The sequence below is a fragment of the Enterobacter cloacae complex sp. IR5441 genome (assembly GCF_049238215.1).
Classification (GTDB): Bacteria; Pseudomonadota; Gammaproteobacteria; order Enterobacterales; family Enterobacteriaceae; genus Enterobacter; species Enterobacter hormaechei_C.
In genome coordinates, this window is the sequence record NZ_JBMKIA010000011.1 from 28,401 (window position 1) to 48,142 (window position 19,742).

The window sequence follows — 19,742 nt, forward strand, 5'->3', positions numbered from 1 at the left end:
CTTTACTCCTTCTCGTTGACCTCTGGCAGCTGCCAGAAATCGAAAAAATTAAACCAGTCGAGCGGCGACAAGAGCGCGTAATGCTCCAGCCGCTGCGCATAGCGGTCGACGGTCTGCTGTAGCGCCTGCTGGCGTTCGCCGCGCGGCAGCAGCAGCGGGTCGGCAAACGGCTCGCAGTGCAGGGTCAGCTTTCCCTGCTGACAGAGGGCAAAAATCAGCACCACCGGGCAGCGCAAAATGGACGCCAGGATAAACGGCCCCTGCGGGAACGGCGCGGGCTGGCCCATAAATTCGCTCCATATCACCCGCCAGCTGCCGCCGCGCTGCGGGGTGACGGCGATGCGATCGCCCACGATCGCCACCCATTCGCCGCGATCCAGCTTCTCTTTAATGAGGATGGCAGTCTCCGGGCCAATGTCGGTGACCGGCATCAGGTGAATGCCCGCCAGCGGCGCCATCTCCTCCATCACCTGCTTAAAGCGTCTGGCGTTGTCGCTGAAGACCAGCGCGTTGATGGTTTTCGCCCCTTCGCGCTGGGCCAGCGCACGGCAGGCTTCCACATCGCCAAGATGCGACGCGAGCAGCAGTTTGCCCTGAGGATCGTCGAGCCCCAGCGCCTCCTGCGCGCCTGGCGCAAAGACCAGATCGTGATGGAGTTTCATTTCGCCGCGCCAGCTGGCCACTTTGTTCAGCATGGCATGACCGAAGCGCAGGAAGTGGGAAAAACTGTTAAGCCGCGCGAGGGGCGGCATTTGCCGCTGTGCCATCACCGTTTTAACCCGCGCCAGCCACTGCTGAGACGCCTGACGCGCAGCGCGGGCGGTCAGCCAGTAGACGGCGGTAACCGGCCACAGCAGGGCGGTAAACGCCTTTCGCCCCAGCAGCTGCCAGACGCGCAGCATCAGGCGCATGCCCCATAATCCTTTTACCTCCTGCTGCTGCGCCCAGTGCTGTGAGCGGCGACGCATCAGCAGGGAAGGAATGCGCGGCAGCATGCCGAGAAACAGACGGGTATGCATCAACGAGATGCGCACGTTGTCTTTCAGGGCATCGAAATGGGATACCCCGTTCGGCGGATAGGTCACGCGGGTGGGCAGAAAATAGCTGGTGTTGCCCTGCCAGTAGAGGCGCACCATCACTTCGGTATCAAAATCCATTCGCCTGCCGAGCGGCGTGGTTGCTGCAAGGCGCAGAACCGGGGCTATCGGGTAAACGCGAAACCCGCACATGCTGTCTTTCAGTTGCAGGGAGAGGGTTTCAATCCAGACCCAGACGTGCGTTATCCAGCGCCCGTACAGGCGCGAACGGGGGATTGAGTCATCGTAAACGGGCTGCCCGGAAATGAGCGCATCGGGATGACGCCCGGCCAGCGCCAGCAGTTTGGGAATGTCCTCGATAGCGTGCTGGCCGTCAGCGTCCACCTGAACGGCGTGGGTGAAGCCGTGATCGGCGCAGGCTTTCAGCCCCTGCATCACCGCCGCGCCTTTGCCGCTGTTTTCGGCCAGCCGCAGCAGTGTGATCTGCGGACGATCCGCCGCCAGCGCTTCAAGCGTGCGGCGCGTGGTTTCATCGCTGCCGTCGTCCACCACCAGACAGGGCAGATCGAAAGGTGCCAGGCGCGCCAGCACCGAAGCCATCATCGCCCCGTGGTTGTAGCAGGGGATCAGCACGCAGGGGCGGAAGGTTACTGACATAAGCGAATCTTCCCGCTGCTGGCGGTGTGGCGCTCGTTACCCGCATGGCGCTGGTAGCTAAAGGTCAGCAACTGGCGTTCAGGCTGCCAGGCAAGGAGCAGCGTGACCGTGTTCTCCGGCAACAGCGGGGCGGCGAACTTCACGTTCTGAATACTGTGAAAGCGGTAGCCCGACGCCAGCGCGGCGGCGTAATGCATCACCCAGTCGAGCTGCGCCACGCCCGGCAGTAGCGGCTGTACGGCGAAATGTCCCTTAAACCAGAGCAGGTCAGGATCAAGATAAAAGGTTATCTCCAGATGCTGTGGATCGGGCTGGAGGCGCCCGATTTCAGGGATCTTCATGAAACAACTCCTGTAGCTGCGCAGTCACGCGCTTGTTCATGCTGTTGACCGGGATTTCATCAACGATCCGCCAGTAGCGCGGTACGGCAACCGGTTCAAGCCAGGGGCGAAGGGCGCGTCGCCAGGCGAGCTCCTGCGCTGTTTTGCTCTGTTCGTGTTGCTGACGCACCGCTTCATTCAGCACCAGCAATACGCCAATGCCCTGACGCCCGCCGCGCGTCACCGTCAGCGCGGCGGCCTCGCGGATGCCGTCCAGCGCCAGCAGGCGGTGCTCAATGTCATCGAGTGAAATGCGCTTATCTTCAATTTTGACCACCCGACCACGACGCCCGACGAGGCTGAACTGCCCGTCAGCCGTGAAGTGCAGGATATCATCCAGCACGATTCCCTCCGCCTCGGGGATCAGCGGCGACGTCACGCGATCGCCGTGAAACGCCACGCCGGGGAAAGGCTGCCAGCGCGTGCTTTCCTCCTGACGGTAGCGCCAGGCCATTACGCCCGTTTCCGTGCTGCCGTATATTTCATCCGGCCAGACGTTGAGCCAGGCCTGAACCGCGGCGACCTCCTGCCAGGGCAGCGCGCCGCCGGCGGAGACGAGCAGGTTGACGGGGGGCGGCGTCAGCGACGCGTCCAGCCGCTTGAGAAACGCCGGACTGCTGATGAAAAGGTAGCGTTTATCGTCGGGAAGGGCAGAGAGCTGCTCGGCATAGTTGAGCAGGCTGGCATGCAGCGGCAGGCCGAGCGCCATGGGTAAGACAACACGAAACGTCAGGCCATACAGGTGGTGCAGCACCACGGAAGCCACGACGTGACAGCCCGCCAGACGCTCGCCAAAATGCGCCGCCAGCAGACGAGCCTCACGATCAAGGCTGACCACCGGCTTACTTACCCGCTGCGGCGTGCCGGTCGAGCCGGAGGTGTAAAGCTCGATCGTGCGCGTCTCACCGATGGCTGGCAGCGGTGAAAAGGGATGGCCTGCCCGCTGCGCGGAAGCCACCCGCAGCTGTCGCCCCTGAAAATCGAGCGTGGTGTCGCTCAGGACGCCGCTGAACAGCGCCCGCTGTTCGTTAAGCTGCGCCGCCCGGCTGTGCCCGGGGAGGACCGGCGTTTTACCCGCATGCAGCGTCGCCAGCAGCGCGACAATAAACAGATAACCGTTTTCGATGCACAACGCCCAGCGCTCGCCATCTTCACGACGCAGCGTGTCGACCAACTGAGTGACGTCGTGGCGCAGATCGCCAAGCGTCCAGAGATGGTCGTCCTGCCAGGCGACAGGGGTGTCGTCAGGGCGGGGCGCACTGAGCCACTGGCTAAGCGGAAGAGGGTTAAGCATCGTTTTTCATCACCCGTTGTCGCACCACCCACTCGCCAGCCATCAGCGTGCCCATCAGGAGATAGGCAATCATCCCATTCCACAGCGTCCACAGACGGATATCGGCGTGTAATACGGTAAACAGCGCGATCGCCCCGTTGATAATAAAAAAGCCGCACCAGACCTGGGTAACCCGGCGCGTGTAACGTACCCCGACGGGGGAGAGATCCGGTTCACGCAGGCGCGCCAGCCGTTCAACGACAGGCATTGACGTCCACAGCGAACCGCCAAACACCACCAGCATCACCAGATTCACCACCACCGGATATAACAGCACCCACTGGTGCGCGTGCAGGACGTAGCTCGCCGCGCAAAGTGCTATGCCGGCCAGCGCCACGCTCACGAACAGATAACGCAGGGGGCCGCCCTGCCGACGGGCCTGGCAGACGCGCAACAGCAGCACCAGCGCCATCACGGGCAGTATCCCGTGCAGGCTATTATTCGCCAGCCCGAAGCCGATCAAAAACGGCCATGCCAGCAGCATCAGCCCCGTCAGGGCGGGAAGAACTGGAATCGAACGCACGTTACGCGTCGCGCTGAAGCTGTTCCACAACGTCCACGACGTCCTGCACCGTGCGCACCGCTTTGAAGGTTTCGGGCTTGATTTTATGGCCCGTTTTCTTTTGCAGGTGCACCACCATATCGACGGCATCAATGCTGTCGAGGTCCAGATCCTCGTAAAGACGTGCCTCAGGGGTAATATCCTCCGGGGCGATTTCAAACAGCGTAATAAGAAGCGCAGAGACTTCCTGATAAATCGTTTGTTGTTCTGTCATAGCGGTCATTCTCAGGCGCGTTGTTGATGGATAAAAGCCGCGAGCGTGGCAACGGAATAGAAGTGCTGACGCATCTCGTCACTTTCGGCAGAAAGCACTACGCCGTACTGATTTTTTACCGCCAGACCCAGCTCAAGGGCGTCGATTGAGTCCAGACCGAGGCCGTCGCCAAAGAGCGCGGCGTCTGTATCAATATCCTCTGGGGTAAGTTCTTCCAGATTCAGCGTAGAGATAATGAGATTCTTAATTTCAAGATAGAGCGCTTGCATCTTTCGTTCCTGACAAAGATTGAAGACCGGTTATTAACTGATGCTGCATATGCCGGTTTAACTGCCTTGCTGCCAGCGCGGGTTCGTGCTGACTCGCATCATAAAAATCATGAATGTTGATGCGTTCGCGAACATCCACGGTGAAAACAGGTTTGTTGGGGGGCACGTTATACCAGCTGCTCTGTTTATCAAGCATCCGTTCGCTACAGTGGATCACCACCACGCGCACGGCGCTGTTGCAGCGAACGGCGATATTCGCCGCCCCACGTTGCAGGGTCATGGCTTCCCCCACCCGGGTGCGGGTGCCTTCAGGGAAGATAAGCAGGGTGTCGCCCTGGGCCAGACGCTGCTGGCTTGCGGCAAGCAGCGTGTCGGCTTCGCTGTTAATCAGATAGTCAGCCGCGCGGATCACGCCGCTGACGAACGGGTTACGCAGCAATGCGCTTTTCACCAGACAGTCGGTTTCGTTCATCACCGACGCCAGCAGAACATAGTCCAGCAGCGAGGGATGATTCGCAATCACCAGACAGCCCCGCTCGGCGCGCAGAACGTCCAGGTTGTTGAAACGGTAATCCAGTACCCCTGCACCGCGTACCACCGCGAGGAACAGGCGAAAACTGGCAGAAATAGTGCGGCGTGCCAGGCGGCGACGTTGAGTGCGGTCGCGCTGGAAAATCAGCAGCAGGTTAAACCACACCAGCGACAGCGTCAGCCCGCCGAGGCCGAACAGGACGAAGCACAATCCGGTCATCAGCATCCGCCATATCCGATCGAGGCGGGAACGTAACCCTCTCATTGGCGCGTCCATTGCCACAGCAGGCGCTCGCCCGGCAGGGTAAACTGGCGCTCGTCCCGCAGGTAATGTCGAAGGAACTGGAGACTTTGCGGCAGCGCGGGCTCTTCAGGCGCGCGGTTGACGTGCGTTTCACAGCTGAGCGTATTTCCCGCCTCAATCACCAGCGCCAGCGCGTAGGGCCAGACGGGCATCTGCGGCGGCAGCCCGGCGTGATAAAAATCAGGCAGCAGACCGTCGAAATCCACCAGCAACACGCGGGTGTAGCCCGCATGCAGCAGGCTCAGCACGTCGCACAAGCTCTGCTGGAAGGTATCCATACCGGCGGAAACCGACGAAGAGACAACAGGCTGACGCGCAGCGATAGTGAGATTGCCGACCGCCGAGTTGTGTACCGACATGGCAAAATCGGTGGGGGAAACGGGCTGTTCTGCCGCCAGGGCCTGGAGAATACGGAAATTGCGCTCCAGCTCCCCATGACGGCTGCTGTAGACGACGGCATCGATGCGGTGTTTGCGCAGCATCATCAGGCCAAGATCGACGGCCAGCCTGCTGCCTGAATTCAGGCGGCGGGCGGTCATCATCGGCAGATCGGTCAGTTTCGCCAGCGGTGCAGCGGGATCGATGGCGTCAGACCGGCGTGACCATGCCTGCCATTCGTCGGCATCGCTGAGTCCTGGCGCTCTTGCCTGCCAGTCGATAAGGGTAAGTGTAAATTTCATCTACGCGCGTCCGCGATAAACCTGTTTCTGTGACTTCTTCTTCGCCAGCGCGATTTGCTGCGCACATCGTACAATGTTGTCGTCGCGCTGGCGAATAAACGTCACTTTTGACCCTTTCCACCCGGTTATCCCGGCAAACGGCTTTTTGGCCGACCCGGACCCAGAAGAATGGCGAGTTTACTGCCTCCTTTCGTGGTTTCCATCCAGATTTTACAGACGCTGGTGAGCGGCACGGAGAGCAGCATGCCCACCGGACCCAGCAGCCATCCCCAGATCAGTAACGATAAAAACACCACCATCGTCGACATGCCCAGACGGTGGCCCATCATGCGCGGCTCGAGAATGTTACCCAGCACCATATGCACGACAAGGAACAGCGCCCCTACCAGCATGCACTCATAAAAACCGTTAAACAGGAACGCCTGGATCATCGGCGGAACGGCGGAAAGCACCGCGCCGATATTGGGTACGTAGTTTAGTAAAAAGGCCAGCACGCCCCACATCAGCGCGAACTGCACGTCCAGCAGTACCAGCCCCAGCCAGACGATCACGCCGGTCCACAGGCTTAACAGCGTTTTCAGCGCCAGATATTTGGATACGCCCTTCAGCGCACGGTGCAAGCCGGCAATGTGGATCTGAGGATTGTTCAGGGCAAAACGCAGTTTATACGGCACGTGGCGTACTTCGAACAGCATAAACACCACCGTCATCACCAGCAGCAGAATGCTGGCCATTGCCCCGGAAAGCCCGGTCATCAACGTGGTGGCGTAGGTCATCACCTTCTCGGAATCCATCCGACGCAGCATCCGTTCCGGTGAGATATGCAGATTCACGAACGGCAACATGCGCTGAAGATCGACCAGCTTGCGCGTCAGCTCTTTATTGTACTGCGGCAGCATGGTGGAAAATTCGCTCAGCGAGGCGGCGAGCACGCCGAACAGCGCCGTCAGGACAACCAGCATCACCATCACCACAATGGTAATCGCGACCGGGCGGCTGATGCCCCGGCGTAAAAACCATGTCACCAGCGGGTTGAGCACAATGGCGAAAAACAGCGCCAGCAGAAGCTGAACAATGATATCCGCCGCCGCGTGGATACCCGCAAGGATAACCACCAGGCAGGCAAGTTTTAATAAAATATGAAGTCCGGCTTTGTCGGGCGGGCTGGCAGTCATAAGAATTCCTTTTTCCGGGGGGCTTGTTAATTGTAGTGCGCCGGATGGGCTTCGTCTGGCGTGTTAGTCTGAAAGTCGTGGCAAAAAAATGGCCCCCGGCGCAAGCGACGGAGGCCACGGCATCCTGGTGAACGATTACTGGATCACGAGGGTGTTAATGATGTTTTCAGCGGCGGTCTGCGCTTTCTGCTGATTGTCTGCCGGCAGGGTGATCTGCATGGTCAGCAGTTTATTGTCCACCTTGCCGAGCACCACGGAGGAGTAGGCGGTCTGGCCTTTGGCAGAGATGATGCTGTCCAGCTGTTGCAGCGTGTGGCCTTTCAGTTCAACAGACTTATTGGTGACCACCTGAAGCTGCGGGTCGCGGCTGCGCTGCTGATCTTCCAGGCGTTTGGCCAGCACGCCAAGATCTTCGCTGGTATCGTCACCGACGATCACAATCACCGCTTTTTGGCCGGTGGCATCGGAATAGACGTGCATATTGTTCGCCTGGGTGCCCAGCTTACCGCTCTGGTCGGTCATGTCCGCGGGCAGAGAGAAACTGAGTTTGCCATCCATCAGGCTCACCGGCTGACCGGTGGCGTTGCTTTCTGCTGACGCGCCCTGAGCAGGCGTTTTGGTGTCGCTGTTATCACAGGCTGCAAGGCCAACAACCAGCAGGCCAATCCCGACATATTTAACCAGATTGCGCATTGACTTCTTCCTTTCGATAAACGGCCATAACGGCTCATTCGTTCATCTTATCACAACTGATAAAGCGAACCCTTAACCTGCCTGCAATGCGGAGATTTCAGATTTATCTGCCAGCCTTTTCAGCAGCATATTCAACAGCACGCCGTACATCGGCAGGAAGAAAACCAGGCTGATAAGCACCTTAAAGGCGTAGTCCACCAGAGCGATTTCCATCCAGTGTTCTGCCATGAAGGCGTCCGGGCTGCGCCAGAAGGCGATGAAGAAGAAGGCCAGCGTATCGCTCACGTTACCGAACAGCGTGGAGGCCGTTGGTGCCATCCACCAGCGATGGTTTTGACGCAGGCGGTTAAACACGTGGACATCGAGGATCTGCCCCAGGGCATAAGCCATAAAGCTGGCGGTGGCAATACGCGCGACGAACAGGTTGAAGTGCGTCAGCGCTTCGAAGCCCTGCCAGCTGCCCATGTAAAACAGCGAGGAGATGGCGTAGGAGACAAACAGTGCCGGGATCATCACCGCAAAAATAATCCGCCGCGCCAGCGGTGCGCCAAAAATACGCACGGTTAAATCCGTCGCGAGGAAAATAAACGGGAAACTGAACGCGCCCCAGGTGGTATGGAAACCAAAAATGGAGATGGGGAGCTGTACCAGATAGTTACTGGAGATGATCACCAGCAGATGAAATAGCGAAAGCCAGAACAACGCCTTGACGCGCTGCGATTGTGTAAAGGAGTTCATATTGTACCTTTTTGATTAATATTTGGGGTGAGGGAACCCAATAAAGCCGCCGCATGATACTGCTTTGACGACACTTTGCAATGGCTAATTTTCACGCAATCGTTAACCTGGTTTGCATTGGCGATAGCGGGGCGTAAACTACAGCCGTTTTTACCTGAACGAGAAGAAAATGACCGACCTGTTTTCCAGCCCAGACCACACGCTTGATGCTCAGGGCCTCCGTTGCCCGGAGCCGGTAATGATGGTGCGTAAAACCGTCCGTAACATGCAGAGTGGCGAAACGCTGCTGATCGTCGCCGATGATCCGGCTACCACCCGCGATATCCCCGGCTTTTGTACCTTTATGGAACATGAACTGGTGGCGCAGCAAACCGAGACCTTGCCGTACCGGTATTTGATTCGTAAGGGGTAAGTGCGGCCTGATGCGCGGCGGCGCTTCGCTTGCATGGGCCTACGGGTGTAGTAGTTCGGGTAAGGCGCAGCCGCCGCCCGACAAGTAACCATCACAATTTCGAACCATCGTTTCAAAATTTCGCGCTTTTGTGAGGCGCTTCACCCTCCCTTTTCCAGCCGTAGTCTAATTTTTAAGCGTCAAAAACTAAAACACCGTTTTAACGCTTATCTCACTACCCTGGAGTTGACTCAATGAAAACGACCCTCAAGCCGTTACTGGCCGCGCTGTGCCTGTCTGCTTTTGCCTGCACCGTTTCTGCCCAGACCATCAAAGCCGCCGATGTGCATCCCGAAGGCTACCCGAACGTGGTGGCGGTTCAGCACATGGGTGAAAAACTCAAACAACAAACCGATGGCAAGCTGGAGATTAAGGTCTTCCCCGGCGGCGTGCTGGGGGATGAAAAGCAGATGATTGAGCAGGCGCAGATGGGGGCGATCGACATGATCCGCGTCTCTATGGCGCCGGTGGCTGCCATTTTGCCGGATATCGAAGTGTTTACGTTGCCCTACGTATTCCGCGATGAAAACCACATGCACAAGGTGATCGACGGGGATATCGGCAAGCAGATCGGCGACAAACTCACCGCCAACCCGAAATCGCGTCTGGTCTTCCTTGGCTGGATGGATTCCGGCACCCGTAACCTGATCACCAAAGAGCCGATCGTCAAACCGGACGATCTGAAAGGGAAGAAAATCCGTGTGCAGGGCAGCCCGGTGGCGCTGGCCACGCTGAAAGCGATGGGGGCGAACTCGGTGGCGATGGGCGTCAGCGAGGTTTACAGCGGCATGCAGACCGGGGTGATCGACGGCGCGGAGAACAACCCGCCAACCTTTATCGCCCACAACTATATGCCGGTCGCCAAAAACTACACGCTGAGCGGCCACTTCATCACCCCGGAAATGCTGCTCTACTCCAAAGTGAAATGGGACAAACTGAGCGCTGACGAACAGCAAAAGATCCTGGTGCTGGCCCGCGAAGCGCAGTTCGAGCAGCGCAAGCTGTGGAATGCGTATAACGACCAGGCGCTGGCGAAAATGAAGGCCGGCGGGGTGCAGTTCCACGACATCGATAAAACGGTGTTTATCAAGGCGACAGAGCCGGTGCGCGCGCAGTATGGCGATAAGCATCAGGATCTGATGAAAGCCATCGCTGACGTTCAGTAAGCCGGAGTACGTATGTCCGAACTCTACCTGAAGTGGATGGACCGTCTGTACCTGTTCGCCATGGCGGTGGCAGGTATTTCGCTGTTGGTGATGACGATTGTCATCCCCATCGGCATTTTTTCACGCTACGTGCTCAATCGCGGCGAATCCTGGCCGGAGCCGATCGCCATTATCTGCATGGTGACGTTTACCTTTATCGGCGCGGCGGTGAGCTACCGCGCCGGGTCGCATATTGCGGTCAACATGCTCACCGACCGCCTGCCCGCGTCGCTGCAAAGAGTGTGCGCGCGGATGGTGGATCTGCTGATGCTGCTGATTTCAGGCCTGATGTGCTGGTATAGCTACTGGCTGTGCGTCGAGCTGTGGGAGCAGCCGGTGGCGGAGTTTCCGCTTCTGACCTCCGGCGAAAGCTATCTGCCGCTACCTGTCGGGTCGGCCATTTTGATCCTGTTTGTGCTTGAACGCCTGCTGTTTGGCTCGCAGGAAAACCGTCCGGTCGTGCTGATCGGCAATCACAGTTAAGGGGTGAACAATGGATGCGTTTGTTTTGTTATTCACCCTCGCCATTTTGCTGGCGCTGGGGATGCCGGTGGCCTTCGCCGTCGGCTTAAGCGCCGTGGCGGGCGCGCTGTGGATTGACCTGCCGCTGGAGGCGCTGATGATCCAGATCACCAGCGGGGTGAATAAATTTACCCTGCTGGCGATCCCGTTCTTCATTCTTGCCGGGGCGATCATGGCGGAAGGGGGCATTGCCCGACGGCTGGTCAACTTCGCGTACGTTTTTGTCGGCTTTATTCGCGGCGGGCTGTCGCTGGTGAATATCGTGGCATCAACGTTCTTCGGCGCGATTTCCGGCTCGTCGGTGGCGGATACGGCGTCTATCGGCAGCGTGATGATCCCGGAGATGGAGAAGAAGGGCTATCCGCGCGAATACGCGGCGGCGGTGACGGCCAGCGGGTCGGTGCAGGCGATCCTGATCCCGCCCAGCCACAACTCGGTGATTTACTCTCTGGCAGCAGGGGGAACGGTCTCCATCGCCACGCTGTTTATCGCGGGCGTGCTGCCGGGCCTGCTGCTGGGCGTGAGCCTGATGGTGCTCTGCCTGTGCTTCGCCCGCAAGCGCGGCTATCCGAAAGGGGACAAAATCCCGTTCAGGCAGGCGCTGAAAATCATGCTCGATGCTCTGTGGGGGCTGATGACGGTGGTGATTATCCTCGGCGGGATCTTGTCCGGGATATTCACGGCGACCGAATCTGCCGCCGTGGCCTGCCTGTGGGCGTTCTTCGTCACCATGTTCATTTACCGCGATTACAAGTGGAATGAACTGCCGAAGCTGATGTGCCGCACGGTGAAAACCGTCACCATCGTGATGATTTTGATTGGCTTTGCCGCGGCGTTTGGCGCGGTAATGACCTACATGCAGCTGCCGATGCGCATCACCGAATTCTTCACGTCGCTCTCCGATAACAAATACGTGATCCTCATGTACCTCAATATCATGCTGCTGTTGATTGGCACGCTAATGGACATGGCGCCGATCATCCTGATCCTGACCCCGGTACTGCTGCCGGTGACCAACTCGCTGGGGATCGATCCGGTGCATTTCGGAATGATCATGATGGTGAACCTGGGGATTGGGCTGATCACGCCGCCGGTCGGGTCGGTGCTGTTCGTGGCGAGCGCGGTGAGTAAGCAGAAGATCGAGCACGTGGTGCGGGCGATGCTGCCGTTTTACGGTATGTTGCTGGTAGTGCTGGGGATGGTGACATACATCCCGGCGATATCATTGTGGTTGCCGGGGGTGCTAGGGATGCAGTGACGCCGTTTTATGCCGGGTGGCGGCTACGCCTTACCCGGCCTACGGTTACGGTTCGGAGATGTTGTAGGCCCGGTAAGGCGTAGCCGCCACCGGGCATTTTTACCGACGGCGCAACAGCCGCAACGCGTTCGCCGTAACCAGCACCGTCGCCCCCGTATCCGCCAGTACCGCCAGCCACAGTCCGGTCATACCGAGCAGCGTGGTGACCAGGAAAATCCCCTTCAGACCCAGCGCAATGCCGATGTTCTGCCGAATATTAGCCCGCGTCGCCCGCGCAAGATCTATCATCTGCGCCAGCCCGGTCAGGCGGTTGTGCGTCAGCGCCGCGTCGGCGGTCTCCAGCGCCACGTCGGTGCCGCTGCCCATCGCAATGCCGATGGTGGAAGCCTTCATTGCCGGGGCGTCGTTTATCCCGTCCCCGACCATCGCCAGCGGGGCATGACCGTTCAGCTCGGTTACCGCGCTGACTTTATCCGCAGGCAACAATCCGGCCTTAAACTCCAGCCCCAGCTCGCCGGCAATCGCCGCCGCCGCGCGCGGGTTATCACCGGTCAGGATCACGCCCTGTACCCCCAGCCTGTGCAGCGCGTCGACGGCGTCTTTCGCATCGTCACGCAGGGTGTCGCGCAGCGCCAGCATGCCCATCGGTACACCGTCCTGCATCACGGCAACGACCGTCTGCCCGGCCTGCTCTAATGCCTCAACCTGTGGATTCGGGTACGCGCCTGCCGCGGCGATCAGCACTTTTTTGCCTTCGACCACAGCCTCAATCCCCGACCCGACCAGCGCTCGCTGGGCGGTTGCCGGAGGGATGTTCAGCCCGCGCCCCTTCGCTTCACGCACAATCGCCTGCGCCAGAGGGTGGGTGGAGCCCTGTTCAACGGCGGCGGCCAGTATAAGCAACTCGTCTTCACTGATGTCCTGCGGATACACGCCGGTCACCTGCGGCTTGCCAACCGTCAGCGTGCCGGTTTTATCGAAGGCGATGTGCTGAATCTGGCTCAGCTGTTCCAGCGCCGCGCCGCCCTTAATCAACGCCCCGCGCCGCGCCGCCGCCGCCAGCCCTGAGGTAATCGCCGCCGGGGTGGATATCACCAGCGCACACGGGCAGCCGATCAGCAGCAGCGTCAGCCCTTTGTAAATCCAGCCCTCCCACGGCGCGCCGAAGAACAGCGGCGGGACGACGGTGACCAGCAGCGCCACCAGCATGATGGCGGGGGTGTAAATCCGGCTGAAGCGATCGATAAAGCGTTCTACCGGCGCGCGGCGCTCCTCGGCTTCTTCTATCAGCCTGAGGATGCGGTCGATGGCGCTGTCGCCCGGTTCGGAAAGGACCGTCAGCAGCACCAGTCGGTCGACGCTGGTGGCGCCCGCAGGCACCTTTTCACCTGCCGCGCGCGCTACCGGGATGGATTCCCCGGTCAGGGCGCTTTCGTCAAAGCTCGCGGTGGCGGTAATGAGGGTCCCATCGGCTGGCAGACGTCCGCCTGCGGGCACTTCAATCACGTCGCCCGGGCGCAGGGTATTGATGGCGACCGTTTCACGCTGACCATGAATAACCCGCGTGGCGGTTTCCGGCTTCAGCGCCATCAGCGCGCTCACCCCTTTACGCGCCCGGCTCGCCGCCCAGCCCTCAAGGCGTTCGCCAATTAAGAACAGCAGCAGCACCATCGCCGCTTCCGCCGTCGCGCCAATAAACAGCGCCCCGATAGCCGCCACGCTCATCAGCGTTTCGATGGCAAACCAGCTGCCGCTTCTCATCAGACGCAGCGCCTGACGCGCAATCGGGAACAGGCCAACCAGCGTGGTGGCGATAAACGCCAGGTTGCCGAACGGGTGGTTGATTTGCTCCAGCCCCCAGCTCAGGGCCATCATGATGATGAGGGTAATGAGCGGCAGATTTTCTTTTAGCGGGGACGTTTTTTCTGCGGGCGCCGTTTCGCTGCGCAGGGTATAACCCGCTTTGCTGACGGCGGCTTCAACCTGTCTGCTGACGTCGTTTTCGGCGCTGACCAGCAGCTTTTCGGTAGCGAACAGCACCTGAACGTGGTTCACACCCGGCACCTGCTTCACTGCATTTTCCACTTTGCGGGCGCAGGCCGCGCAGTCCATGCCGTTGACCACCCAGCTGTAGTGATTGCCGTTTTCAGGCAGCGCTTCGGTCCGGGTTTCGCACGCGCCCTCGCAGCAGCAGCAGTCCTCTTTTGGCGGAACCGGGCTGAGCTTAAGTGCCGAGAATTGGGGAACTTTTTTAGGTGTTTCTGGAGTCGACATGGCAGTCTCCGGTAATGATAATTTTCTCATTAACCGCAGCATACACTCTGGAGTCGACTCCAGAGTCAAGCGTTATTTAGATATACAGCGAACGCACAATCAGGAAGTGTCCGGCAAAGTAACAGGCGGCGGAAATCGCATTATCCGCACGGAAGCGGCGGCGATAGTGGCTGCCCAGCCAGACGATATTACCCAACAGCAACAGTGCGGCACCGAAGAACGCAGACATTGCCGGAGCGGTCGGACGGAAGAACCACAGCTCGCCCGCCAGCCACACCATCACCAGCGTCATGGCGATAAACGTACAGACCGGGAGACGCATCTCTTCCAGACGCGACCAGATCACCGCGATCAGCAGAGCGCCAATCACCAGCAGCACCAGCGGCAGCGGCCAGAAGAAGGAGAGCGTCATCTGGCTGGCAAAGTAGATGGTATAGAGCAGATGCGACAGGAAGAATGCCCCCACGGCGTACAGCAGGCGCTGGCGCGGCAGCAGGGTTAAGGCATCGCCAATCAGGGAAGCACACAGCCCCGCGAGGACAAGATAGCTAACGGCGTTAAACATCGGGGCCTGCCAGGCAAGCAACAGCAGGAGTAATAGCGTGACGGGTTTAAACAACCAGCGCTGCCAGGCTGGGCCACGGTAAGACGCATCGACGTAAAGCCATGCGGAAAAACAGACAGCGATAAATGACCAAAGCATATTAACTCCCTGTAACTGTTGAGGCTGAATGATCAGTTCCTGATCCAGTGTAGTGACGCGAGCGGGCGTTTGGCAATGCCGGGGCAGGCGAGGTATCCTGAATTCCGCATAATCTGATGGGATTTTTCAATGAGCAAGATGCCGCTGTTTTTCATTATCGTGGTGGCGATTATCGTCATTGCCGCCTCGTTTCGCTTCGTGCAGCAGCGCCGTGAGAAGGCCGACAATGACGCCGCGCCGCTGATGCAAAAGCGCGTGGTGGTGACGAACAAGCGTGAGAAACCGCTTAACGACCGCCGCTCCCGCCAGCAGCAGGTGACGCCTGCGGGCACAACGATACGCTATGAAGCGAGCTTTAAGCCGGAAACCGGCGGGCTGGAGATGACCTTCCGCCTGGAGGCGCAGCAGTACCACCAGTTGACGGTGGGGGAGAAAGGCACGCTGAGCTACAAAGGGTCGCGGTTTGAAGGATTTGAACCGGGGCTGTAGTTTTCCCCTCACCCCGGCCCTCTCCCAAGGGGAGAGGGTGTAATCGTCCCCTCTCCCCTTGGGAGAGGGTTAGGTTGAGGGGCCTACTTCTTCACCTGCGCCTTAAACTTCTTCATCCACACCAGCAGCTCAAACACGCCGAAAATAAACACCCGCAGCTGCTGCCAGCCGGTCATCGGTGGGCCATCTTTCGGCAGACCGTTTTTCAGCATCACCATCTGCAAGGCATGCATGAACGCGGTAAAAATCAGCGCCACGTTAATAAAGATATTCAGCGGACGCGGGAACGGGTGCACCAGATTCAAAATCAAAAATGCCCAGACGCACAGCATCAGCACGCGCCCTACGTTAATCAGTACTGGCATCGGATCCTCCTTGTGCCTGACGGTGATACAGACGATAAGCCACCTGGCCGGCGACCTTCTCGCGGTGTAGATCCCAGTGAACGGGAACGGGCGGCAGGCCATTTTCCACTTCGCTTTCAACGTAAATCAGCGCGTCGTCTGCCAGCCAGCCATTTTTTTCCAGCAACGATAATGTCTCTTCCAGCAGCCCTTTACGGAACGGCGGGTCAACAAACACCACGTTGAACGGCGTCCCCTGTTGGGCGAGGAAGCTCAGCGTGTTGGTATTCACCACTTTCGCGTTGGTTGCCTTCAGCGTAGCCAGATTTTGCTGCAACGTCTGCGCGACGCCGCGCTCCATCTCCAGCAGCGTGGCGCTGGCGGCATAACGCGACAGCGCTTCCAGCCCCAATGCACCGCTTCCGGCGAAGCAGTCCAGGCAGTTGGCGTCTACCATAGACGGGGCGAGCCAGTTAAACAGCGTCTCGCGAACGCGGTCCGTGGTGGGGCGTAAACCGGGGCTGTCCGGCACCGGTAATTTCCGGCCTCGCCACTGACCGCCGATAATGCGAATTTGACCGGCCGGGGCGCGGGTGGGTTTCTTCATCTCAGGAAAGCTCTGTTAACCATTGCCCTGCGATTGCGGGCGGTGATGTCAATTAAGTAAAGTGTTAGACTATTTCATCATTTTTTTAGCTTCCCTGTATATAGCGCCGCGAGGAGTGTAGTCGCAGATGGCAAAACAAAAAAAACGTGGCTTCTTTTCCTGGTTGGGTTTCGGTGAAAAAGAGCAAGAAACAGAACAGAAAACCGAAGAACAGCAGGTTGTAGAAGAGCCGTCACAGCCTGAAACGCCTGTCGAAACCGCTGCGGTTGTCGAAGCGGAAGAGCCAGCCCACAGCAAAGAAGAGATTGAATCCTTTGCCGAAGAGGTGGTTGAGGTTACTGAACAGGTTCAGGAGAGCGAAAAACCAGAGCCGGTTATCGTTGAAACCCTTAACGAAGCGCCGCAGGCCACTATCGAACACGAAGAGCTGCCGCTGCCGGAAGAGGTGAAAGCTGAAGAGGTTTCTGCCGAAGAGTGGCAGGCCGAAGCGGAAACCGTTGAAATTGTTGAGGCGGTGGAAGAAGAAGCGGCCCTTGAGCCAGAGCTGACCGACGAAGAGCTGGAAGCCCAGGCGCTGGCGGCGGAAGCGGCTGAAGAAGCGGTCATCGTCGTGCCGGTGGAAGCGCAGGCCGAAGAAGAGATCGTTCAGGAGCAGGAAAAACCGACCAAAGAAGGTTTCTTTGCGCGCCTGAAGCGCAGCCTGCTCAAAACCAAAGAAAATTTAGGTTCCGGATTTATCAGTCTGTTCCGCGGCAAAAAGATCGACGACGATCTGTTTGAGGAGCTGGAAGAGCAGCTGCTGATTGCGGACGTGGGCGTGGAAACCACCCGGAAGATCATCGCCAACCTGACCGAAGGGGCGAGCCGCAAACAGCTGCGTGACGCCGAGGCGCTGTACGGCCTGCTGAAAGACGAGATGGGTGAAATTCTCGCAAAAGTTGACGAACCGCTTAATATTGAAGGCAAAATGCCGTTTGTTATCCTGATGGTTGGCGTCAACGGCGTGGGCAAAACCACCACCATCGGCAAGCTGGCGCGCCAGTTTGAGCAGCAGGGCAAATCGGTGATGCTGGCGGCGGGCGATACCTTCCGTGCGGCAGCGGTGGAACAGCTTCAGGTGTGGGGCCAGCGCAACAATATTCCGGTTATTGCTCAGCACACCGGCGCGGATTCCGCGTCCGTGATTTTCGATGCCATCCAGGCGGCGAAGTCGCGTAACGTGGACGTGCTGATTGCGGATACCGCAGGGCGTTTGCAGAACAAATCGCACCTGATGGAAGAGCTGAAGAAAATCGTTCGCGTCATGAAGAAGCTGGACGAAGATGCACCGCATGAAATTATGCTGACTATCGACGCCAGCACCGGACAGAACGCCATCAGCCAGGCGAAGCTGTTCCATGAAGCGGTAGGACTGACCGGGATCACGCTGACCAAGCTGGACGGCACCGCGAAAGGCGGGGTGATCTTCTCCGTGGCCGACCAGTTCGGCATTCCTATCCGTTACATCGGTGTGGGCGAGCGTATTGAGGATTTACGTCCGTTTAAAGCGGACGACTTTATTGAGGCACTATTTGCCCGAGAGGACTAACAATGATTCGCTTTGAACACGTCAGCAAGGCCTATCTCGGCGGGAGACAAGCGCTACAGGGGGTGACATTCCACCTCCAGCCAGGCGAGATGGCATTCCTGACCGGCCATTCCGGCGCGGGGAAAAGTACCCTGCTCAAGCTGATCTGTGGGATCGAGCGGCCAAGCGCCGGGAAAATCTGGTTCAGCGGCCATGAAATTAGCCGTCTTAAGAACCGTGAAGTGCCGTTCCTGCGTCGTCAGATTGGCATGATTTTCCAGGATCACCACCTGCTGATGGATCGCACGGTTTTCGATAACGTCGCGATCCCGCTGATTATTGCCGGCGCCAGTTACGATGATATCCGCCGTCGCGTCTCTGCGGCGCTGGATAAGGTCGGGCTGCTGGACAAAGCGAAGAACTTCCCGATCCAGCTCTCCGGCGGTGAGCAGCAGCGCGTGGGCATCGCCCGTGCGGTGGTGAACAAGCCAGCCGTTTTGCTGGCGGATGAACCGACCGGTAACCTGGACGATGCCCTCTCTGAAGGCATCCTGCGTCTGTTTGAGGAATTTAACCGCGTGGGGGTCACGGTACTGATGGCGACGCACGACATGGGGCTGATCTCCCGCCGTTCGTACCGCATGCTGACCCTGAGCGACGGGCATTTGCACGGAGGCCACGGTGAATAAGCGTGATGCAATGAACCAGATTCGGCAGTTCAGCAACCGGTTTGACCGTTTCCGCAAGCCTCAGGGCGGCGGGGACGGCAATCGCAATGCGCCTAAGCGTGCCAAAGCGGCACCGAAACCGAACTCCCGCAAAACCAACGTCTTTAACGAGCAGGTGCGGTACGCCTTCCAGGGCGCGTTGCAGGATCTGAAAAGCAAACCGCTGGCGACGTTCCTGACGGTGATGGTGATTGCCATCTCCCTGACGCTGCCCAGCGTCTGCTACATGGTTTACAAAAACGTAAACCAGGCTGCGTCCCAGTACTATCCGTCGCCGCAGATCACCGTTTATCTGGATAAAGCCCTCGACGATAACGCGGCGGCTCAGGTGGTGGGGCAGATTCAGGCCGAGCAGGGCGTGGAAAAGGTGAACTACCTTTCCCGCGATGAAGCGCTGGGCGAGTTCCGCAACTGGTCCGGCTTCGGCGGCGCGCTGGATATGCTTGAAGAGAACCCGCTGCCCGCCGTGGCGGTGGTGATCCCGAAACTCGATTTCCAGGGCACGGATTCGCTCAACACCCTGCGCGACCGCATTACCCGCATCAACGGGATTGATGAAGTGCGCATGGACGACAGCTGGTTTGCCCGTCTTGCCGCCCTGACCGGGCTGGTAGGACGCGTGTCGGCGATGATCGGCGTGCTGATGGTGGCGGCGGTGTTCCTCGTCATTGGTAACAGCGTGCGCCTGAGCATCTTCGCTCGTCGCGATACCATCAACGTGCAGAAACTGATTGGCGCAACGGATGGTTTCATCCTCCGCCCGTTCCTTTACGGCGGCGCGTTATTAGGTTTTTCTGGTGCATTTCTTTCATTGATATTGTCAGAAATTTTGGTGATGCGGCTGTCGTCTGCCGTGACTGAAGTGGCGCAGGTTTTCGGAACTAAGTTTGATATCAGTGGCTTAGGGTTCGATGAGTGCCTGCTGTTGCTGCTGGTGTGCTCCATGATCGGCTGGGTGGCGGCATGGCTGGCAACGGTTCAACATTTACGCCACTTTACTCCCGACTAATAAAAGCGTGAT

At 58.8% G+C, this 19,742-nt stretch carries 23 protein-coding genes; 8 read left to right on the forward strand and 15 right to left on the reverse strand.

Translation table 11 applies throughout. The annotated features are described in order from the left end of the window. Nucleotides 1-2: 2 nt before the first annotated feature. The 11 genes from ACOTX5_RS13725 to ACOTX5_RS13775 form a co-directional block, all read right to left on the reverse strand. A complete protein-coding gene (locus ACOTX5_RS13725) occupies nucleotides 3-1,694 on the reverse strand; it encodes a glycosyltransferase family 2 protein (RefSeq protein WP_045910917.1) in 1,692 nt (563 codons plus the stop codon). After that, a complete protein-coding gene (locus ACOTX5_RS13730) occupies nucleotides 1,685-2,035 on the reverse strand; it encodes a hydroxymyristoyl-ACP dehydratase (protein ID WP_017693835.1) in 351 nt (116 codons plus the stop codon). Before ACOTX5_RS13730 ends, ACOTX5_RS13725 begins: the two co-directional genes overlap by 10 nt. Further along, nucleotides 2,022-3,368, reverse strand: a complete 1,347-nt coding sequence (locus tag ACOTX5_RS13735; RefSeq protein WP_045910916.1) for an AMP-binding protein — start codon at nucleotides 3,366-3,368, stop codon at nucleotides 2,022-2,024. Before ACOTX5_RS13735 ends, ACOTX5_RS13730 begins: the two co-directional genes overlap by 14 nt. After that, the gene (locus ACOTX5_RS13740; RefSeq protein WP_045910915.1) at nucleotides 3,361-3,960 is read right to left on the reverse strand and encodes a hypothetical protein; all 600 of its coding nucleotides are present in this window, start codon (nucleotides 3,958-3,960) and stop codon (nucleotides 3,361-3,363) included. The genes ACOTX5_RS13735 and ACOTX5_RS13740 overlap by 8 nt, the downstream gene beginning before the upstream one ends. Continuing rightward, nucleotides 3,932-4,183, reverse strand: coding sequence for an acyl carrier protein (locus ACOTX5_RS13745; protein ID WP_003861262.1), 252 nt, complete (start codon nucleotides 4,181-4,183; stop codon nucleotides 3,932-3,934). The genes ACOTX5_RS13740 and ACOTX5_RS13745 overlap by 29 nt, the downstream gene beginning before the upstream one ends. 11 nt (nucleotides 4,184-4,194) lie before the next feature. Further along, nucleotides 4,195-4,452: a phosphopantetheine-binding protein gene (locus ACOTX5_RS13750; protein WP_003861263.1), complete on the reverse strand. Its 258-nt coding sequence runs from the start codon at nucleotides 4,450-4,452 to the stop codon at nucleotides 4,195-4,197. Further along, the gene (locus tag ACOTX5_RS13755) at nucleotides 4,433-5,248 is read right to left on the reverse strand and encodes a lysophospholipid acyltransferase family protein (protein WP_045910914.1); all 816 of its coding nucleotides are present in this window, start codon (nucleotides 5,246-5,248) and stop codon (nucleotides 4,433-4,435) included. Before ACOTX5_RS13755 ends, ACOTX5_RS13750 begins: the two co-directional genes overlap by 20 nt. Beyond that, nucleotides 5,245-5,967 carry a beta-ketoacyl synthase chain length factor gene (locus ACOTX5_RS13760; protein ID WP_045910913.1) on the reverse strand — a complete coding sequence of 241 codons (723 nt, stop codon included), beginning with the start codon at nucleotides 5,965-5,967 and terminating at the stop codon, nucleotides 5,245-5,247. Before ACOTX5_RS13760 ends, ACOTX5_RS13755 begins: the two co-directional genes overlap by 4 nt. 125 nt (nucleotides 5,968-6,092) lie before the next feature. Then, nucleotides 6,093-7,142, reverse strand: coding sequence for an AI-2E family transporter (locus ACOTX5_RS13765; protein WP_003861270.1), 1,050 nt, complete (start codon nucleotides 7,140-7,142; stop codon nucleotides 6,093-6,095). 135 nt (nucleotides 7,143-7,277) lie between these two features. Next, nucleotides 7,278-7,835, reverse strand: coding sequence for a DcrB family lipoprotein (locus ACOTX5_RS13770; protein WP_003861272.1), 558 nt, complete (start codon nucleotides 7,833-7,835; stop codon nucleotides 7,278-7,280). 72 nt (nucleotides 7,836-7,907) lie between these two features. Further along, entirely contained in the window at nucleotides 7,908-8,573 is a 666-nt protein-coding gene (locus ACOTX5_RS13775) for a 7-cyano-7-deazaguanine/7-aminomethyl-7-deazaguanine transporter (protein WP_003861274.1), read from the reverse strand. A 169-nt stretch (nucleotides 8,574-8,742) separates the two neighbouring features. Between ACOTX5_RS13775 and tusA the strand changes: the two genes are divergently transcribed. From tusA to ACOTX5_RS13795, 4 genes are all read left to right on the forward strand, one after another. After that, nucleotides 8,743-8,985, forward strand: a complete 243-nt coding sequence (gene tusA / locus ACOTX5_RS13780) for a sulfurtransferase TusA (RefSeq protein ID WP_000130627.1) — start codon at nucleotides 8,743-8,745, stop codon at nucleotides 8,983-8,985. A gap of 233 nt (nucleotides 8,986-9,218) precedes the next feature. After that, nucleotides 9,219-10,190 (forward strand): TRAP transporter substrate-binding protein, encoded by a 972-nt coding sequence (locus ACOTX5_RS13785; protein WP_045910912.1) that lies wholly within the window; start codon nucleotides 9,219-9,221, stop codon nucleotides 10,188-10,190. Between the two features lie 12 nt (nucleotides 10,191-10,202). Next, the gene (locus tag ACOTX5_RS13790; protein ID WP_015571482.1) at nucleotides 10,203-10,712 is read left to right on the forward strand and encodes a TRAP transporter small permease; all 510 of its coding nucleotides are present in this window, start codon (nucleotides 10,203-10,205) and stop codon (nucleotides 10,710-10,712) included. Between the two features lie 10 nt (nucleotides 10,713-10,722). Continuing rightward, the gene (locus tag ACOTX5_RS13795; RefSeq protein WP_015571481.1) at nucleotides 10,723-12,009 is read left to right on the forward strand and encodes a TRAP transporter large permease; all 1,287 of its coding nucleotides are present in this window, start codon (nucleotides 10,723-10,725) and stop codon (nucleotides 12,007-12,009) included. A 99-nt stretch (nucleotides 12,010-12,108) separates the two neighbouring features. Here the strand turns inward: ACOTX5_RS13795 and zntA are convergent, their stop codons facing one another. Next, nucleotides 12,109-14,283 (reverse strand): Zn(II)/Cd(II)/Pb(II) translocating P-type ATPase ZntA, encoded by a 2,175-nt coding sequence (gene zntA / locus ACOTX5_RS13800; RefSeq protein WP_045910911.1) that lies wholly within the window; start codon nucleotides 14,281-14,283, stop codon nucleotides 12,109-12,111. A gap of 76 nt (nucleotides 14,284-14,359) precedes the next feature. Then, the gene (locus ACOTX5_RS13805) at nucleotides 14,360-14,986 is read right to left on the reverse strand and encodes a lysoplasmalogenase (protein ID WP_003861515.1); all 627 of its coding nucleotides are present in this window, start codon (nucleotides 14,984-14,986) and stop codon (nucleotides 14,360-14,362) included. A gap of 129 nt (nucleotides 14,987-15,115) precedes the next feature. Between ACOTX5_RS13805 and ACOTX5_RS13810 the strand changes: the two genes are divergently transcribed. Further along, nucleotides 15,116-15,475: a DUF2500 domain-containing protein gene (locus ACOTX5_RS13810; protein ID WP_045910910.1), complete on the forward strand. Its 360-nt coding sequence runs from the start codon at nucleotides 15,116-15,118 to the stop codon at nucleotides 15,473-15,475. 83 nt (nucleotides 15,476-15,558) lie between these two features. On the opposite strand, the gene ACOTX5_RS13815 is transcribed toward ACOTX5_RS13810, so the two are convergent. Then, nucleotides 15,559-15,840 (reverse strand): DUF1145 family protein, encoded by a 282-nt coding sequence (locus ACOTX5_RS13815; RefSeq protein ID WP_017384124.1) that lies wholly within the window; start codon nucleotides 15,838-15,840, stop codon nucleotides 15,559-15,561. After that, entirely contained in the window at nucleotides 15,824-16,426 is a 603-nt protein-coding gene (gene rsmD, locus ACOTX5_RS13820) for a 16S rRNA (guanine(966)-N(2))-methyltransferase (RefSeq protein ID WP_015571477.1), read from the reverse strand. The genes ACOTX5_RS13815 and rsmD overlap by 17 nt, the downstream gene beginning before the upstream one ends. A gap of 127 nt (nucleotides 16,427-16,553) precedes the next feature. Here rsmD and ftsY point away from each other — a divergent pair, with 127 nt between their 5' ends. The 3 genes from ftsY to ftsX are packed head-to-tail and all read left to right on the forward strand — an operon-like array spanning nucleotide 16,554 to nucleotide 19,730. Continuing rightward, nucleotides 16,554-18,014: a signal recognition particle-docking protein FtsY gene (ftsY, locus tag ACOTX5_RS13825; protein WP_032649752.1), complete on the forward strand. Its 1,461-nt coding sequence runs from the start codon at nucleotides 16,554-16,556 to the stop codon at nucleotides 18,012-18,014. Between the two features lie 2 nt (nucleotides 18,015-18,016). Then, nucleotides 18,017-18,682 (forward strand): cell division ATP-binding protein FtsE, encoded by a 666-nt coding sequence (ftsE, locus tag ACOTX5_RS13830; RefSeq protein ID WP_006812284.1) that lies wholly within the window; start codon nucleotides 18,017-18,019, stop codon nucleotides 18,680-18,682. Beyond that, nucleotides 18,675-19,730: a permease-like cell division protein FtsX gene (ftsX, locus tag ACOTX5_RS13835; protein WP_017384126.1), complete on the forward strand. Its 1,056-nt coding sequence runs from the start codon at nucleotides 18,675-18,677 to the stop codon at nucleotides 19,728-19,730. The genes ftsE and ftsX overlap by 8 nt, the downstream gene beginning before the upstream one ends. Nucleotides 19,731-19,742 lie beyond the last annotated feature (12 nt).

Bases quoted from the DNA above. Each gene is read 5' to 3' on its own strand.
- ACOTX5_RS13725 (WP_045910917.1), bottom strand. From the start codon at position 1,694: ATGTCAGTAACCTTCCGCCCCTGCGTGCTGATCCCCTGCTACAACCAC.
- ACOTX5_RS13790 (WP_015571482.1), top strand. From the start codon at position 10,203: ATGTCCGAACTCTACCTGAAGTGGATGGACCGTCTGTACCTGTTCGCC.
- ACOTX5_RS13735 (WP_045910916.1), bottom strand. From the start codon at position 3,368: ATGCTTAACCCTCTTCCGCTTAGCCAGTGGCTCAGTGCGCCCCGCCCT.
- ACOTX5_RS13815 (WP_017384124.1), bottom strand. From the start codon at position 15,840: ATGCCAGTACTGATTAACGTAGGGCGCGTGCTGATGCTGTGCGTCTGG.
- ftsY (WP_032649752.1), top strand. From the start codon at position 16,554: ATGGCAAAACAAAAAAAACGTGGCTTCTTTTCCTGGTTGGGTTTCGGT.
- ACOTX5_RS13805 (WP_003861515.1), bottom strand. From the start codon at position 14,986: ATGCTTTGGTCATTTATCGCTGTCTGTTTTTCCGCATGGCTTTACGTC.
- ACOTX5_RS13810 (WP_045910910.1), top strand. From the start codon at position 15,116: ATGAGCAAGATGCCGCTGTTTTTCATTATCGTGGTGGCGATTATCGTC.
- ACOTX5_RS13770 (WP_003861272.1), bottom strand. From the start codon at position 7,835: ATGCGCAATCTGGTTAAATATGTCGGGATTGGCCTGCTGGTTGTTGGC.
- ACOTX5_RS13785 (WP_045910912.1), top strand. From the start codon at position 9,219: ATGAAAACGACCCTCAAGCCGTTACTGGCCGCGCTGTGCCTGTCTGCT.
- ACOTX5_RS13765 (WP_003861270.1), bottom strand. From the start codon at position 7,142: ATGACTGCCAGCCCGCCCGACAAAGCCGGACTTCATATTTTATTAAAA.
- zntA (WP_045910911.1), bottom strand. From the start codon at position 14,283: ATGTCGACTCCAGAAACACCTAAAAAAGTTCCCCAATTCTCGGCACTT.
- ACOTX5_RS13730 (WP_017693835.1), bottom strand. From the start codon at position 2,035: ATGAAGATCCCTGAAATCGGGCGCCTCCAGCCCGATCCACAGCATCTG.
- rsmD (WP_015571477.1), bottom strand. From the start codon at position 16,426: ATGAAGAAACCCACCCGCGCCCCGGCCGGTCAAATTCGCATTATCGGC.
- ACOTX5_RS13750 (WP_003861263.1), bottom strand. From the start codon at position 4,452: ATGCAAGCGCTCTATCTTGAAATTAAGAATCTCATTATCTCTACGCTG.
- ACOTX5_RS13775 (WP_003861274.1), bottom strand. From the start codon at position 8,573: ATGAACTCCTTTACACAATCGCAGCGCGTCAAGGCGTTGTTCTGGCTT.
- ACOTX5_RS13755 (WP_045910914.1), bottom strand. From the start codon at position 5,248: ATGAGAGGGTTACGTTCCCGCCTCGATCGGATATGGCGGATGCTGATG.
- ACOTX5_RS13795 (WP_015571481.1), top strand. From the start codon at position 10,723: ATGGATGCGTTTGTTTTGTTATTCACCCTCGCCATTTTGCTGGCGCTG.
- tusA (WP_000130627.1), top strand. From the start codon at position 8,743: ATGACCGACCTGTTTTCCAGCCCAGACCACACGCTTGATGCTCAGGGC.
- ACOTX5_RS13745 (WP_003861262.1), bottom strand. From the start codon at position 4,183: ATGACAGAACAACAAACGATTTATCAGGAAGTCTCTGCGCTTCTTATT.
- ftsE (WP_006812284.1), top strand. From the start codon at position 18,017: ATGATTCGCTTTGAACACGTCAGCAAGGCCTATCTCGGCGGGAGACAA.
- ACOTX5_RS13760 (WP_045910913.1), bottom strand. From the start codon at position 5,967: ATGAAATTTACACTTACCCTTATCGACTGGCAGGCAAGAGCGCCAGGA.